This window comes from Variovorax boronicumulans (assembly GCF_009811375.1).
GTDB lineage: Bacteria > Pseudomonadota > Gammaproteobacteria > Burkholderiales > Burkholderiaceae_C > Variovorax > Variovorax boronicumulans.
In genome coordinates this window covers 1,657,438-1,671,000 of sequence record NZ_BKDH01000001.1, presented here as the reverse complement: position 1 = coordinate 1,671,000, position 13,563 = coordinate 1,657,438, and the positions used below count along the sequence as shown (strand labels likewise).

General features: G+C 68.6%; 12 protein-coding genes. 4 read left to right on the top strand and 8 right to left on the bottom strand.

Annotated features, from left to right (window positions below):
* Positions 1 to 2,166, bottom strand: coding sequence for a methylmalonyl-CoA mutase (gene scpA / locus VHAB30_RS07555; RefSeq protein WP_159276426.1), 2,166 nt, complete (start codon positions 2,164 to 2,166; stop codon positions 1 to 3).
* A 131-nt stretch (positions 2,167 to 2,297) separates the two neighbouring features.
* On the opposite strand from scpA, the gene VHAB30_RS07550 reads away from it, so the two are divergent.
* Complete coding sequence (locus tag VHAB30_RS07550) at positions 2,298 to 2,945, top strand: GntR family transcriptional regulator (RefSeq protein WP_095947169.1); 648 nt, start codon at positions 2,298 to 2,300, stop codon at positions 2,943 to 2,945.
* A gap of 129 nt (positions 2,946 to 3,074) precedes the next feature.
* Here the strand turns inward: VHAB30_RS07550 and VHAB30_RS07545 are convergent, their stop codons facing one another.
* The 4 genes from VHAB30_RS07545 to VHAB30_RS07530 all read right to left on the bottom strand — a co-directional run bounded on the left by VHAB30_RS07545 (position 3,075) and on the right by VHAB30_RS07530 (position 6,712).
* Positions 3,075 to 3,860 (bottom strand): IclR family transcriptional regulator, encoded by a 786-nt coding sequence (locus VHAB30_RS07545; protein WP_159276425.1) that lies wholly within the window; start codon positions 3,858 to 3,860, stop codon positions 3,075 to 3,077.
* A gap of 165 nt (positions 3,861 to 4,025) precedes the next feature.
* A complete protein-coding gene (gene dusA, locus VHAB30_RS07540; RefSeq protein WP_159276423.1) occupies positions 4,026 to 5,024 on the bottom strand; it encodes a tRNA dihydrouridine(20/20a) synthase DusA in 999 nt (332 codons plus the stop codon).
* A gap of 31 nt (positions 5,025 to 5,055) precedes the next feature.
* Positions 5,056 to 5,871 carry an AraC family transcriptional regulator gene (locus VHAB30_RS07535; RefSeq protein WP_159276421.1) on the bottom strand — a complete coding sequence of 272 codons (816 nt, stop codon included), beginning with the start codon at positions 5,869 to 5,871 and terminating at the stop codon, positions 5,056 to 5,058.
* A gap of 46 nt (positions 5,872 to 5,917) precedes the next feature.
* Positions 5,918 to 6,712 carry an acetoacetate decarboxylase family protein gene (locus VHAB30_RS07530; protein WP_159276418.1) on the bottom strand — a complete coding sequence of 265 codons (795 nt, stop codon included), beginning with the start codon at positions 6,710 to 6,712 and terminating at the stop codon, positions 5,918 to 5,920.
* Positions 6,713 to 6,948: 236 nt separating this feature from the next.
* On the opposite strand from VHAB30_RS07530, the gene VHAB30_RS07525 reads away from it, so the two are divergent.
* Positions 6,949 to 7,332, top strand: coding sequence for a response regulator (locus tag VHAB30_RS07525; RefSeq protein WP_062473196.1), 384 nt, complete (start codon positions 6,949 to 6,951; stop codon positions 7,330 to 7,332).
* 4 nt (positions 7,333 to 7,336) lie between these two features.
* Here VHAB30_RS07525 and gabT read toward each other — a convergent pair whose 3' ends face one another.
* The 3 genes from gabT to VHAB30_RS07510 are packed head-to-tail and all read right to left on the bottom strand — an operon-like array spanning position 7,337 to position 10,858.
* A complete protein-coding gene (gene gabT, locus VHAB30_RS07520; protein ID WP_159276416.1) occupies positions 7,337 to 8,626 on the bottom strand; it encodes a 4-aminobutyrate--2-oxoglutarate transaminase in 1,290 nt (429 codons plus the stop codon).
* A gap of 31 nt (positions 8,627 to 8,657) precedes the next feature.
* Positions 8,658 to 9,896 carry a serine hydrolase domain-containing protein gene (locus tag VHAB30_RS07515; protein ID WP_235926506.1) on the bottom strand — a complete coding sequence of 413 codons (1,239 nt, stop codon included), beginning with the start codon at positions 9,894 to 9,896 and terminating at the stop codon, positions 8,658 to 8,660.
* A gap of 14 nt (positions 9,897 to 9,910) precedes the next feature.
* Positions 9,911 to 10,858 (bottom strand): GntR family transcriptional regulator, encoded by a 948-nt coding sequence (locus tag VHAB30_RS07510; protein ID WP_159276412.1) that lies wholly within the window; start codon positions 10,856 to 10,858, stop codon positions 9,911 to 9,913.
* Positions 10,859 to 11,023: 165 nt separating this feature from the next.
* Here VHAB30_RS07510 and VHAB30_RS07505 point away from each other — a divergent pair, with 165 nt between their 5' ends.
* Positions 11,024 to 12,382, top strand: a complete 1,359-nt coding sequence (locus VHAB30_RS07505; RefSeq protein ID WP_235926504.1) for an aspartate aminotransferase family protein — start codon at positions 11,024 to 11,026, stop codon at positions 12,380 to 12,382.
* 57 nt (positions 12,383 to 12,439) lie between these two features.
* Entirely contained in the window at positions 12,440 to 13,537 is a 1,098-nt protein-coding gene (locus VHAB30_RS07500) for a C45 family autoproteolytic acyltransferase/hydolase (protein ID WP_159276408.1), read from the top strand.
* Positions 13,538 to 13,563: the final 26 nt, after the last annotated feature.

Genomic DNA, 13,563 nt, shown 5'->3' with positions numbered 1-13,563 from the left:
TCAGACTGCGACGGCCGCGCGGATCTGCTCCAGCACGTCCTTGGCGCTGGCCGGGATGGGCGTGCCCGGGCCGTAGATGCCCTTGACGCCGGCTTCGTAGAGGAAGTCGTAGTCCTGGCGCGGAATCACGCCGCCGACGAAGACGATGATGTCGTCCGCGCCCTGCTTGCGCAGCTCTTCGATGATGGCCGGCACGAGGGTCTTGTGGCCGGCGGCGAGCGTGCTCACGCCCACGGCATGCACGTCGTTCTCGATGGCCTGGCGCGCGCACTCTTCGGGCGTCTGGAACAGCGGGCCCATGTCGACGTCGAAGCCCAGGTCGGCGAACGCGGTGGCCACCACCTTCGCGCCGCGGTCGTGCCCATCCTGGCCCAGCTTGGAAATCATCACGCGCGGGCGACGGCCCTGCGCCTCGGCGAACGCGTTGATCTCGGTCTTGAGGTTTTCCCAGCCTTCGGCCGAGTCGTAGGCGGCAGCGTACACACCGGTCACCTTCTGCGTGTCGGCGCGATGGCGGCCGAAGGATTTTTCGAGGGCATCGGAAATTTCGCCGACGGTGGCGCGCGCACGCACCGCGTCGATGCTCAGCGCCAGCAGGTTGCCGGTATTGCTTTCGGCGGCTTCGGTGAGCGCGTCGAGCGCGGCCTGCACCTTGGCGTTGTCGCGCGAAGCGCGGATGCTCTGCAGGCGCGCCACCTGCTGCTCGCGCACCTTGACGTTGTCGATCGACAGGCTGTCGATCGCGTCCTCGTTCTTGAGCTTGTACTTGTTGACGCCGACGATCACGTCCTTGCCCGAGTCGATGCGCGCCTGCTTCTCGGCGGCGGCGGCCTCGATCTTGAGCTTGGCCCAGCCGCTGTCCACGGCCTTGGTCATGCCACCCATCGCCTCGACCTCTTCGATGATGGTCCAGGCGGCGTCGGCCATGTCCTGCGTGAGCTTTTCCATCATGTAGCTGCCGGCCCAGGGATCGATCACGTTCGTGATGTGCGTCTCCTCCTGGATGATCAGCTGCGTGTTGCGCGCGATGCGCGAGCTGAACTCGGTGGGCAGCGCAATGGCTTCGTCGAGCGCGTTGGTGTGCAGCGACTGCGTGCCGCCGAACACCGCGGCCATCGCCTCGATGGTGGTGCGCACCACGTTGTTGTACGGGTCCTGCTCGGTGAGCGACCAGCCAGACGTTTGGCAGTGCGTGCGCAGCATCAGGCTCTTGGGGTTCTTGGGGTTGAACTCCTTCATGATGCGGCACCACAAGAGGCGCGCCGCGCGCATCTTGGCCACTTCGAGGTAGAAGTTCATGCCGATGGCCCAGAAGAAGCTCAGGCGGCCGGCAAAGCCGTCGACGTCGAGGCCCTTGGCCAGCGCGGTCTTCACGTACTCCTTGCCGTCGGCCAGCGTGAACGCGAGCTCCAGCGCCTGGTTGGCGCCGGCTTCCTGCATGTGATAGCCGCTGATCGAGATCGAGTTGAACTTGGGCATCTTCTGCGCCGTGTACTCGATGATGTCGCCAATGATCCGCATGCTCGGCGCCGGCGGAAAGATGTACGTGTTGCGGACCATGAACTCCTTGAGGATGTCGTTCTGGATGGTTCCGCTCAGTTGATCCTGCGCCACGCCCTGCTCTTCGGCCGCGACCACGTAGCCTGCGAGCACCGGCAACACGGCGCCGTTCATCGTCATCGAGACACTCACCTTGTCCAGCGGGATCTGGTCGAACAGGATCTTCATGTCCTCGACCGAATCGATCGCCACGCCGGCCTTGCCAACGTCGCCGGTCACGCGCGGATGGTCGCTGTCGTAGCCGCGGTGGGTGGCCAGGTCGAAGGCCACGCTCACGCCCTGGCCGCCGGCGGCCAGCGCCTTGCGGTAGAACGCGTTCGATTCTTCGGCCGTGGAGAAGCCGGCGTACTGGCGGATGGTCCAGGGGCGCACCGCGTACATGGTGGCCTGCGGGCCGCGCAGGTAGGGCTCGAAGCCGGGCAGCGTGTCGGTGTACTTCAGGCCTTGCAAGTCGGCCGCGGTGTACAGCGGCTTCACGCTGATGCCGTCGGGCGTGATCCAGTTCAGCGCATTCACGTCGCCGCCGGGCGCCGACTTGGCGGCGGACTTGGCCCAGGCGTCGAGGTCGGCCGGCTTGTAGGTGGGTTCGGGTGTGCTGCTGCTCATGGAAGGCGCCGCTCCAGGCGGTGGTCTGACGGGATTCGCAAGGTCGCTTGCACGGATTTGCAAGCCGTTCACAAGTCTAACCCATCCGTAATTATTAATTCAAACGCATTTTTTGAAGTACAGTGCAGCCCATGTCCGCCGTCACCCTGACCCCCCGCGCCCTCTATGAAGAGGTGGCCGAGCTCCTGCGCCAACGGATCTTCCGCCGCGAGCTGGAGCCCGGCAGCTGGATCGACGAACTCAAGCTGGCCGAGGAATACGGCATCAGCCGCACGCCCCTGCGCGAGGCGCTGAAGGTGCTGGCCGCCGAAGGGCTGGTGACGATGAAGGTGCGCCGCGGCGCCTACGTCACCGAAGTGTCGGAGCAGGATTTGGCCGATGTGTATCACCTGCTCTCCCTGCTCGAGAGCGACGCCGCCGGCGTGGTGGCCGAGCGCGCCACCGACGCCCAGCGCGCCGAGCTGAAGGCGCTGCATGCCGAGCTGGAAGCCGCCGCCGCCCCCGGCAAGGAAGACCGCGAGCACTTCTTTGCGGTGAACGAGCGCTTCCACATGAGCCTGCTGGCCATTGCCAACAACAAGTGGCGCGACCAGATGGTGGCCGACCTGCGCAAGGTGATGAAGCTCAATCGCCACAACTCGCTGCTGAAGGCGGGGCGCATTGCCGAATCGCTGGCGGAGCACCGCGCGGTGATGGCGGCCATCGAGGCGCGCGACGCGGCCACGGCCATGGCGCGCATGCGCGAGCACTTCCTCAACGGCCTCGAAGCCGCTGTATAAGGCTCTCCCCCAGGCTTCGCGCACTTCGTGTCGCTTCGCCAACCCCCTTCCGGGGGCGACGCCTGCGGCCCGGCAGAGCCGGTTCCGCGGCGTCTCGCGAAGGGGCCTGCGCCTGCGGCGCGGCCTCGTTCAGTCCAAGGTGAGGGTGCCTGCCTCTGTAGAGATGCGATGGGCGATTTCCAGCATGCGAGGGGCTACGCGGGTCAGCATGGTCTCCCTTGGCAGCAGGTACGCGGGGCCGCCGCAGCTCACGCCGTAGCGCTCGCCGCGCGGGCCTTCGAGCGCGAAGCCCAGGGCGTGGATCTGGGGGTTCCATTCGCCGAAGGAGGTGCAGTAGCCCAGGCGGGCGTACTCTTCCAGGCTGGCGATGAGGCGCGGCTCGATGGCGTGCCAGTTCTCGCCGGTTTCGAGCCGGATCTGCTCCAGCAGCGCCGACTGCTCGGCCGAGGGCAAGGCGCCGATGTAGGCACGGCCGGAGGCGGAGGTGGCGATCGACATGCGCGAGCCGACGTCGATGCGGGAGCTGATGAGCGCCGAGCGCGGGCGCAGCGAGTCGATGACCAGCATGTCCAGATCGTCGCGCACCGCCATGTGGATGCTGGCCCCCGACAGTTCCGCCAGGTTGCCGAGATGGGGACGCGCCAGCGACCTCAGGTCGAAATTGCGCAGGTAGCGGCTGCTCATGTCGAGCAGCACCGGCCCCAGGCTGAAGCGCTCGCTGTCCTGCGACTGCCGCAGAAACCCCGCGCCCACCAACGTCGCCGTGAGGCGCGACACCGTGGCCTTCGGGATGCCGGTGGTGTCGGCCAATTCCCGGTTTCCGACGGGTGCCGCTGACATCCCGATGACCTTCAGCAGCGACAACCCCCTGGCAAGCGCACTGACTTCTTCCTTGCCGCCCACAGCTTCACTCATAAGACAGAACCTTTTTCTTGTTTCCCTGACCGCCTTATTCTTGAGCAAAAACAGGTGCTTCGCTCACACTTGTTGTTGCATTGTCATGAAACTGTGTTCCATCGAGCGTCAACTTCGCTCAATTGTGTTGACTGTCTACAAAGTCGGTGACGGCGGCGAAGGGAATCAGGCGGCCTGAGCGGCGACGGGTTCGTGCGCCAGCGCCATCACTTCGTGCGGCGGACGGGTCTTCAGGCGGTGGTCGCTCCAGACCTGGCGCCAGCGGCGCGCGCCGGGCAGGCCGTTGCGCAGGCCCAGCATGTGGCGTGCGATCGACCACCAGTTGGTGCCGTGTTCGGTTGCCTCGCGCACCATGTAGTCGCACATCTGCGCCTCGATGTCCTCGCGCGTGAGCGTCTGGGGGGCGTCGCCGTAGAACTCGGCGTCCCATTCGGCCAGCCACCAGGGGTTGTGGTACGCCTCGCGGCCGATCATGGCGCCGTCGAGCAGCCGCAGGTGCTCGTGCACCTGCGCGTTGGTGGCGATGCCGCCGTTGATCGAAAACTGCAGCGCCGGAAAGTCGTGCTTCAGGCGGTGCACCAGCGCATAGCGCAGCGGCGGAATCTCGCGGTTCTGCTTCGGGCTCAGGCCCTGCAGCCAGGCGTTGCGCGCATGCACGATGAAGGTGCCGCAGCCCGCCTCGCTCACCGCGCCGACAAAGTCGCGCACGAACTCGTAGCTCTCGATCTTGTCGATGCCGATGCGGTGCTTCACCGTGACCGGCACATCGACCACGTCGACCATCGCCTTCACGCAATCGGCCACCAGCTGCGGCTCGTTCATGAGGCAGGCCCCGAACGCGCCGCGCTGCACGCGCTCGCTCGGGCAGCCGCAATTCAGGTTGATCTCGTCGTAACCCCACTCCTCGCCGAGCTTCGCGCAATGGGCCAGGTCGTGTGGCTCGCTGCCGCCGAGCTGCAACGCGACAGGGTGTTCTTCTTCATGAAAGCGCAGGTGGCGCGGCACGTCGCCGTGGATCAGCGCGCCGGTGGTCACCATCTCCGTGTAGAGCAGCGCGTGGCGTGTCATGAGGCGGTGGAAGACGCGGCAATGCCTGTCGGTCCAGTCCATCATGGGCGCGACGGAGATGATTTTTTCTTTCAGATTCAAGGACTTGTCGTTCATACGCGGGGCGCTCGCTCGGGGGCGTAGTTTCTCACGCGACGGTTTTTGGCGAGCCGCCTGCCCGGTAGTTCCCCGGCGTCACGCCGAAGCAGCGACGGAACCAGCGCGAGAAATGCGCCTGGTCGGCAAAGCCGCATTGCGCGGCCACCTCGGCGGGCCCGTGGCCTTCGCGCAGCAGCACCTTGGCGCGGGCGATGCGCGCCAGCCGCGCGTACTGCGCTGGCGCCATGCCGACCGCCGCGCGGAACAGGCGATGGAAGTGCTCGCGCGACACGCCGAGCCGCTCGGCGAGCGACGTGGGTTCGATGCGGCAGGCGTCCTCGGTCGCGAGCAGGTCGCACACGGCCTCGACGCGCGCATCAGCCGCCGCCCGCGCAACCGCCACGAGCGGCTCGGTCGTCTGCGTGCGGAAGATGCCGTCGAGCAGCACGCCGATGCGCGCACTGTCCTTCGCCGATGCCGCCTGCGCGAGCGCATCGACGCTCGCCTCGTCGCGCCAGACCTCCTGCCGCAGCGACCCGCGCCGACCAGCCGGCCACCCCATTCGCGCCGCCACCCAGGCGTGCGGCACATACAGCATCACCATGCGAAAGCCCTGGGCACTCACGCCGGCCGTGTGCAGCGCGAACGGCGGCATCAGCACCAGCTCGCCGGCCTGCGCCGAGCGGGGCGCGCCGGCGCAGACGAACTCGCAGCGGCCTTCGACGATCGCGCCCACGCTCCACTCCGCATGCCAATGCAGCGCGAAGTGCGCCTTGGGGTCGCCCGCGAACATCACCTCGACCGGTGTGCCGTCGGCCAGCGGCAGGCCGATCACGTGCGAGGTCGTCGGGGCGGGAAGCGTCATGACCCGCCGAGGGTAGCGCAGCTACCTGTCGGAGGCAGCGCCCTCCTCACACTGCGATCGCGCCGCGCACCGTGAGGCCCATCCAGCCCGCGCTGGCCTGCGTCGCCTGCACGGGGCCGAGCAGCGCGAGTTCCTCGACCGGATGCTCGTGGAAACGCAGCGTGGCCTCGCCCTGCACCCAGCCGGTTTCGACACGGTCGATGATGTCGGCGCGCAGGTAGCGCGGCACCGCCACGCTGCCTGCTTGCGTCAGGTCGGGCCAGCCGACGGCGCCGATGGTGGGCGCGGCCAGGAAGCCGAGCGGCCCGCTCGCCTCGCCCGACAGCGTGACCGTGGCATCCACCAGCCGCCGCTCCTTCACGCTGAGGCTCGCGCCGAGCCGGCTGCCGGCGGCCATCGGCGCGGCGGCCGGATGGATCAGCGGCAGGCTGCGCGTGAGCCAGGTCTGGCCGATCTTCTTGGGCCAGCCCTGCAGCCAGCCGCGCAGCATCGAGATGTCCTGGTCGACGTAGATGAGCGGGCAGTAGAAGCAGCGGCGCGATGTGTCGCCGCGCGCCGATTCGATCTCGAGCACCACGATGGTCTCGCGGTATTGCGCGTACACGGGGTCGAGCATTTCGCGCCCGTCGTCGCCGCACGATTGCCAGTCGGCGAAATGCACGCAGCCATGGCCCGTGGCCACGCCGACCTCTGGCGGCACCAGCGCCGCGCCGCGTGCGGCATCGAACGAGAAGTCCACGTTGACCAGCCACCCGGCGTAGTGCCACGGCGGCGCCTGCACGAGCGCGCTGCGGCCCGAGGCGGTGAAGGGTGGAGCGAAAGAAGACGAAGAACGCGGCATCGAAGAACCTGTCGTGACGGAGTCAAAGAAGCCCCGCAAGATAGGCACGCCCCGCGCCCGCGTCTTGTACGCCAGTGATGCAATGCACAAACAGCGCTTTCGCGTGCGCGGGGGACGCCATGTGGCGGCGTTGTCCGACTCCGCCCCGCCCTCGCCTCGTGACAATGGACCGGCCCGGCAGACCCGCGCCACAAGCGCAGACGAGCCGACGCATTTCATTTCCAGGCTACGCACCGATGACCCGCATCTACCTCATAGAAGACAACCCCCTGATCGCCACCACCCTGACCGATGGACTGAGGGAATTCTCCGGATGCGAAGTCGTCGCCACCGCCAGCAGCAGCGACGAAGCCATCGACTGGCTCGACGCGAACCCCGACGCCTGGGACGCCGCCGTGATCGACGTGTTCCTCGCGCAAGGCAACGGCCTGACCGTGGCCAACCACCTGAGGGAGCGCAAGTCGCCCGCGCAGCGCACCGTGGTGTTCATGAACCACGCGACCTCCGAGGTGCGTGAAGGCGCGCTGTCGGCAGGCGTCGACGCGGTGTTCGACAAGTCGCTGCAGCTCGAAGACTTCTACGACTTCTGCCGCACGCTCGGTATTGCGCCGCGCCGTTAGTCGTTCAGACGTTGGACGCGCGAATCGATTCGGCCAGCAGCCCCAGCCCTTCTTCGAACACCGCCTCCGGAATGGTGAGCGGAAACAGGAAGCGCACCACGTTGCCGTGCACGCCGCAGGTCAGCAGCAGCAGACCGCGCTCGAGCCCCGCCGCATGCACGCGCTTCGTGAACTCGGCATCGGGCTCGCCGCTGTGCGGATCGCGAAACTCCACCGCCACCATCGCGCCCAGGCCGCGCACGTCGCAGATGCGCGCCACCTCGGTGCGCAGTGCCGCGAGGCACGCCGTCAATCGCTCGCCGAGCATGCGGGCGCGTGCGACCAGCCCTTCGTCCTCGATCACGCGCATCGTCTCCAGCGCCGCGGCCACCGCCAGCGGGTTGCCCGCGTAGGTGCCGCCCAGGCTGCCGACGCGCGTGGCGTCCATGAGCTGGGCGCGCCCCGTGAGGGCCGACAGCGGAAAGCCGCCGGCCAGGCTCTTGGCGGTCGTCACCAGGTCGGCCTCGATGCCGTAGTGCTCCAGCGCGAACAGCTTGCCGGTGCGCCCGAAGCCGGTCTGGATTTCGTCGACGACCAGCAGGATGCCGTGGCGGTCGCACTCCGCGCGCAGGTGTTCCATGAGCGCGTGCGGCGCCACGTAGAAGCCGCCCTCGCCCTGCACCAGCTCGATGACGATCGCGGCCACGCGCTGCGGATCGACGTCGGTCTTGAACAGCCGGTCGAGCGCCGCGATGCTGTCGTCCACCGTCACGCCCAGCGGCGCGGCCGGAAACGGCACATGCCACACGTCGCCCGGCATCGGGCCGAAGCCCGCCTTGTACGGCGCGACCTTGCCGGTGAGCGCCATGCCCATGAAGGTGCGGCCGTGGAACGCGCCTGAGAACGCCACCACGCCGCTGCGGCCGGTGGCGGCGCGCGCCACCTTCATCGCGTTCTCGATGGCCTCGGCGCCGGTCGTGAAGAGCGCGCTCTTCTTCGCGCTGCGGCCAGGCACCACGCGGTTCAACTGCTCGCACAGCGCCACGTATTCCTCGTAGGGCGTGACGTGGAAGCAGGTGTGATGAAAGTCGTCGAGCTGCGCGCGCACGGCGGCCACGATGCGCGGGTGGCGGTGGCCGGTGGCGAGCGTGGCGATGCCGCTGGCAAAGTCGACAAAGCGTCGGCCTTCCACGTCCCACAGCTCGGCGTTGTCGGCGCGGGCGGTGAAGTGCGGCGTGAGCGTGCCGATGCCCTGCGCGCAGGCGGCGTTCTTGCGGGCCTGCAGGCTCGCGTTGGTCGTGACTTGGGTGAGCATGAAGAAAAAATAGAAAGAGAAGAGACGGAAATCAGCCGCGCATCAAGTGCTCGGCCAGCGCGCGAAAGGCGGGCATCGAGGTCGGCAGGTGCGCGTTGGCGGCCAGCGGGTGCGAGGCGAAGCGCGCCACCACCATCTCGGCCTCGGGATCGATGTGCAGCGCCTGGCCGTGGATGCCTTGCGCGGTGAAGGTGCGGCGCGCGTCGTGCGCCACCCACCACATGTTTCTGTAGCTCCAACCGGCCAGCCGCGTGTAGCCCGCGAGCGCAAAGCGCGCCGGATCGGCGCCGCGGCGGATGTCGGCCACCACGGCTTCGGGCACGATCTGCGCGCCGTTGAAGGCGCCGCCCAGCCGCATCATTTCGCCCAGCCGCGCGAGGTCGCGCAGGCCGGTGCACAGACCGCCGCCCGCGAACTCGGCGCCCTGCCCGTCCACGGCAAAGGCCGCGTCCTGCTCAGCACCCAGGCGCGACCAGATGCGCTCGCCCAGCACCCGCGCCAGCGGCTGGCCCGCCACGCGGCTGATGAGCCAGCCCAGCACGTCGGTGTTGACGGTGCGGTAGGCAAAGGCCTCGCCGTGCGTGCCCTGCCCCTGCACGGTCTGCAGGAACTGGCGGTAGCCCTCGGCACCCGCGTAGCCCGCAGGACGCGGCAACAGCTGACCGGCGCGCGCGTGCTTCCAAACGCCGGCATCGGGGTCGGTGTAGTCCTCCGAGTAGTCGATGCCGGTCGTCATGTCCATCACCTGGCGCACGGTGGCGCGGCCGAAGGCGCTGGCCGCCAGCTCGGGGATGTAGTGCCGCACCTGCGCATGCTCATCGAGCGCGCCCTCGGCCGCGAGCATCGCGCCGACCGTGCCGACGACCGACTTGGTGACCGACATCGCCATGTGCTGCCCGTGCTCGTCGAGCGCGCCGAAGTAGCGCTCGTAGACGATGCGCCCGCGGTGCAGCACCACCGCGCCGTCGGCGCAGATCGTTGTGAGCGCGCTGTGCCAGTCGGTGCGCGAGCCGTCGGCGGGCAAGGTGAAGGCCAGCGTGTCGAGCTCGGGCCGCTCGGCGCGCGGCAGCACCGACACCGGGCCGGTGCCGCGCGACACGTTGCGCGTCGGTTGCAGCTCGCGCAGGTGCGAGAAGGCCCACCGGTTCTCTGGGGCCTGGAAGATCGGGCGTTCGCGCGGGCGCTGCACCGCGGTGCCGGCCGTGGGAAAACCATCGCGCCAGCCGTCGGCCAGCGCGGCATCGGGAGCCGTCGTTTCTTGGGTGGTCATAAGGGTGCGGTGGCTCATTCGCCGAGCGCATCCAGGTCGCCCATCACGCGGCGCTCCAGGATGTCGCTGGCACGGCTCAGGTGGGCGTGCATGTGCTTCGCGGCGACTTCGAGCTTGTTCTCCTCGACCGCGTCGAGGATCTGCAGGTGCTCGCGGCACGACTTGCGCAGCAGGTCGATGTTCACGAGCGGGTAGTCCGACAAGTCGGAGATGCGGCGCAGCCGGTTCTGCTGCTTCACCGCATCGAGGATGAAGCGGTTGCCCGAAGCGCTGGCCAGCAGCTCGTGGAACTGCGCGTTGGCCTCGAAGAACTCCATCCACGAATGGCGCGAGGCATGCGCCAGCAAGGTCTGCTGCTGTTCGCGGCAGGCGAGCAGCCGCTCATGCTCGACCTTGAAGCCCGGCTCGCGCAGCGCCGCGCATTCGACCACCAGGCGAAAGCGGTAGCTCTCGCGCTCGCTCTCGACCGAGTCGAGGGTTTCGGTGAACTCCCAGCGCTGGTAGTGGCGACCGCGCAGCACGCCGTCCTGCAGCAGCGTGGTCATCACGTTGCGCAGCAGCGGGCGCGGCACGCCGTAGGTCTGGGCCAGCTCGAGTTCGTTGACGCGCGTCGGCAGCTTGCCCGCGAGGCGGTCGCGCAGCACGCGGTAATAGAGCGTCTTCTCTTCGTCTTCCGGCATCTCGCGGCGTGCGCGGTCGAGCGCCTCGCGATCGGCCACCAGCGTGTAGCCGCGGTTGGGCACATGCGCCAGCAACTCACGCTCGTGCAAGAGGCGCAGCGCGGCGCGCACCGGCGTGCGCGAAATGCCGAGCCGGCCGGCCAGGTCGGTCTCGGTCATGTGGCGGCCGTTCTCGTAGCCGCCGGCCAGGGCCTGGTCGAGGATGTAGCGGCTCACGCGCTGGGTGAGCGGCGGGACCGACTTGTTGTCCATCTGCGTCTGCATCTGCTGCTGCGGGGCCATCCATGGGTCTCCGGAAACACGGGCTGGATGCCGATCATCGCGGGTCTTTTGTATTTTTGGCCCCAAAAAACCATGTACATCTCGCGCCAAAAATACAATTTGGATTTCAAGATCGGCCCCACGCCGACCCGGACGACGGGTCGTTTCCCCAAGGAGAAAAACACCGTGGCTTCCGCCGATATCCTGACAACGCCACCCGGTTCGCTCGACGCGTTCTGGATGCCCTTCACGCCCAACCGCAAGTTCAAGCAGGCGCCGCGCCTCATCGTCGGCAGCGAGGGCCTGCACTACGACCTGGCCGACGGCCGCCGCGTGCTCGATGCCATCGCCGGCCTGTGGTGCGTGAACGCCGGGCACCGCAACCCGCGGGTCAGCGCGGCGATGAAGGCGCAGATCGACGTGCTCGACTACGCCTCCAACTTCCAGATCGGCCACCCCGCCGCCTTCACGCTGGCGCAGCGCCTCACGCAGATGGCGCCGGCCGGCATGGACCATGTGTTCTTCACCAACTCGGGCTCCGAGTCGGTCGACACCGCGCTGAAGATCGCGGTGGCCTACCACCGGGCGCGCGGCGACGCGGGCCGCTACCGGCTCATCGGGCGCGAGCGCTCGTACCACGGCGTGGGCTTCGGCGGCATCTCGGTGGGCGGCATCGGGCGCCAGCGCAGCACCTTCGGGCCGCTGCTCAACGGCGTGGACCACCTGCCGCACACGCTCGACCTGGCGCGCAACGCCTTCTCGCGCGGCGAGCCGCCGCACGGCATCGACAAGGCCGACGCGCTCGAGGCGCTGGTCTCGCTGCACGACGCCTCGACCATCGCCGCCGTGATCGTCGAGCCCGTGGCCGGCTCCACCGGCGTGCTGCCGCCGCCGCGCGGCTACCTGAAGCGCCTGCGCGAGATCTGCGACAGGCACGGCATCCTGCTGATCTTCGACGAGGTCATCACCGGCTTCGGGCGCGTGGGCAGCAACTTCGCGTCCGACCTGTTCGGCGTGACGCCCGACCTCATCACCACCGCCAAGGGCCTGACCAACGGCGCCGTGCCGATGGGCGCGGTGCTCATGCGCGGCGCGGTGCACGACGCCTTCATGCACGGCAGCGTGAGCGCGGTCGAGCTCTCGCACGGCTACACCTACTCGGGCCATCCGCTGGCCTGCGCCGCCGCCATGGCCACGCTCGACGCCTACACCGAAGACGGCCTGATCGCCCGCGCCGCCGAGCTGTCGCCCTACTTCGAAGACGGCCTGCACAGCCTGCGCGGCCTGCCGGGCGTGATCGACGTGCGCAACGTCGGCCTGCTGGCCGGCATCGAGTTGCAAGCCTGGGCCTCGGGCCCCGGCACGCATGCGCAGGCGGTGGCGCAACACTGCCTGGACGAAAGCGGCGTGCTAGTGCGCTCGGTGGGCGACACCATTGCACTGTCGCCACCGTTCACGCTGGAGCGCCGGCACATCGACCAGATCATCGACAGCCTGCGCGCCGCCATCGCGCAGACCGCGCAAGCCACCGACACCGCAGCCTGAGCACCCCAGGCCGCATCGCACAGACACACAAGACAAGCCCCGGAGACAAGACACACCATGGACATCGATTCGTTCCCCCTTTACGACATCGAAGGCGACGCACAGCAGCGCGGGCGCCAGTACGGCCGCGCCGCTGGCGACCGCATCGACCTGAGCCTGCGCACCTACCGCGCCGCCTTCGAGCGCGTGGGCCTGAGCTGGGAGCGCACGCGCGCGCTGGCGCGCCGCTTCATGCCGATGGTCGAGGCCTTCGACGCCGGCATGCTGCGCGAGATCGAGGGCGTGGGCGAAGGCGCGGGCGTGCCGGCCGAGGACATCGTGGCGCTCAACGCGCGCAGCGAAATGCTCTACGCCTTCCAGCAGCTCGAAGCCACCGAGCCGCCCGACGGCTGCACCGGCGTGGTCGTCATGCCCTCGGCCGCGCGCGACGGCAAGCTCATCCATGCGCAGAACTGGGACTGGCGCGTCGAGAGCCTCGAACTCGGCGTGGTGCTGCGTATCCAGCCGGACGAAGGCCCGGCCATGCTCACCTTCGCCGAGGCCGGCACGCTGGCACGCGCGGGGCTCAACAGCGCGGGCATCGCCGTCACCGGCAACTTCATCAAGGCCGACAACGACGGCAAGCAGCAAGGCGTGCCGCTGGCGCTGATCCGCCGCGGCATCCTGCAGTCGACGCTGTACGCCAACGCGCTGGGCGTGGTGTGCCGCAGCGCGCGCTCGATCTCCAACAACATGATCATCACGCACGCCGAGGGCGAGGCCGTGAGCCTGGAGACCTGCCCCGAGCAGGTGTTCTGGCAGCAGCCCGAAGGCGGCATCCTGGTGCACGCCAACCACTTCAAGACCCCGGCGGCACTGGCGCGCGTGGTCGACCGCAGCCTGGAGACCACGCCCGATTCGCTCTACCGCGACCGCCGCGTGACCGAGGCGCTGCACAACCGGCGCGCTGCAGGTTTGCTCACCGAGCAGGACGTGCTCGACGCGCTGCAGGACCGCTTCGGCGCGCCGCGCGCCGTGTGCCGCAGCCCGAGCGCGGGCCCCGGCGGTGCCTCGTCGGCCACCGTGGCGACCATCGTCATGGACCCGGCGGCACGAAAGATGCGCATCGCGCCGGCGCCCTTCAAGGCGCACCGCTTCACCGAGTATTCCCTCTGATCCGCCCGCCCCGCCCAGCCATCGCC

Coding starts and splice junctions, on each gene's coding strand:
- scpA (WP_159276426.1), bottom strand. CDS start 2,166: ATGAGCAGCAGCACACCCGAACCCACCTACAAGCCGGCCGACCTCGAC.
- VHAB30_RS07550 (WP_095947169.1), top strand. CDS start 2,298: ATGTCCGCCGTCACCCTGACCCCCCGCGCCCTCTATGAAGAGGTGGCC.
- VHAB30_RS07545 (WP_159276425.1), bottom strand. CDS start 3,860: ATGAGTGAAGCTGTGGGCGGCAAGGAAGAAGTCAGTGCGCTTGCCAGG.
- dusA (WP_159276423.1), bottom strand. CDS start 5,024: ATGAACGACAAGTCCTTGAATCTGAAAGAAAAAATCATCTCCGTCGCG.
- VHAB30_RS07535 (WP_159276421.1), bottom strand. CDS start 5,871: ATGACGCTTCCCGCCCCGACGACCTCGCACGTGATCGGCCTGCCGCTG.
- VHAB30_RS07530 (WP_159276418.1), bottom strand. CDS start 6,712: ATGCCGCGTTCTTCGTCTTCTTTCGCTCCACCCTTCACCGCCTCGGGC.
- VHAB30_RS07525 (WP_062473196.1), top strand. CDS start 6,949: ATGACCCGCATCTACCTCATAGAAGACAACCCCCTGATCGCCACCACC.
- gabT (WP_159276416.1), bottom strand. CDS start 8,626: ATGCTCACCCAAGTCACGACCAACGCGAGCCTGCAGGCCCGCAAGAAC.
- VHAB30_RS07515 (WP_235926506.1), bottom strand. CDS start 9,896: ATGACCACCCAAGAAACGACGGCTCCCGATGCCGCGCTGGCCGACGGC.
- VHAB30_RS07510 (WP_159276412.1), bottom strand. CDS start 10,858: ATGGCCCCGCAGCAGCAGATGCAGACGCAGATGGACAACAAGTCGGTC.
- VHAB30_RS07500 (WP_159276408.1), top strand. CDS start 12,440: ATGGACATCGATTCGTTCCCCCTTTACGACATCGAAGGCGACGCACAG.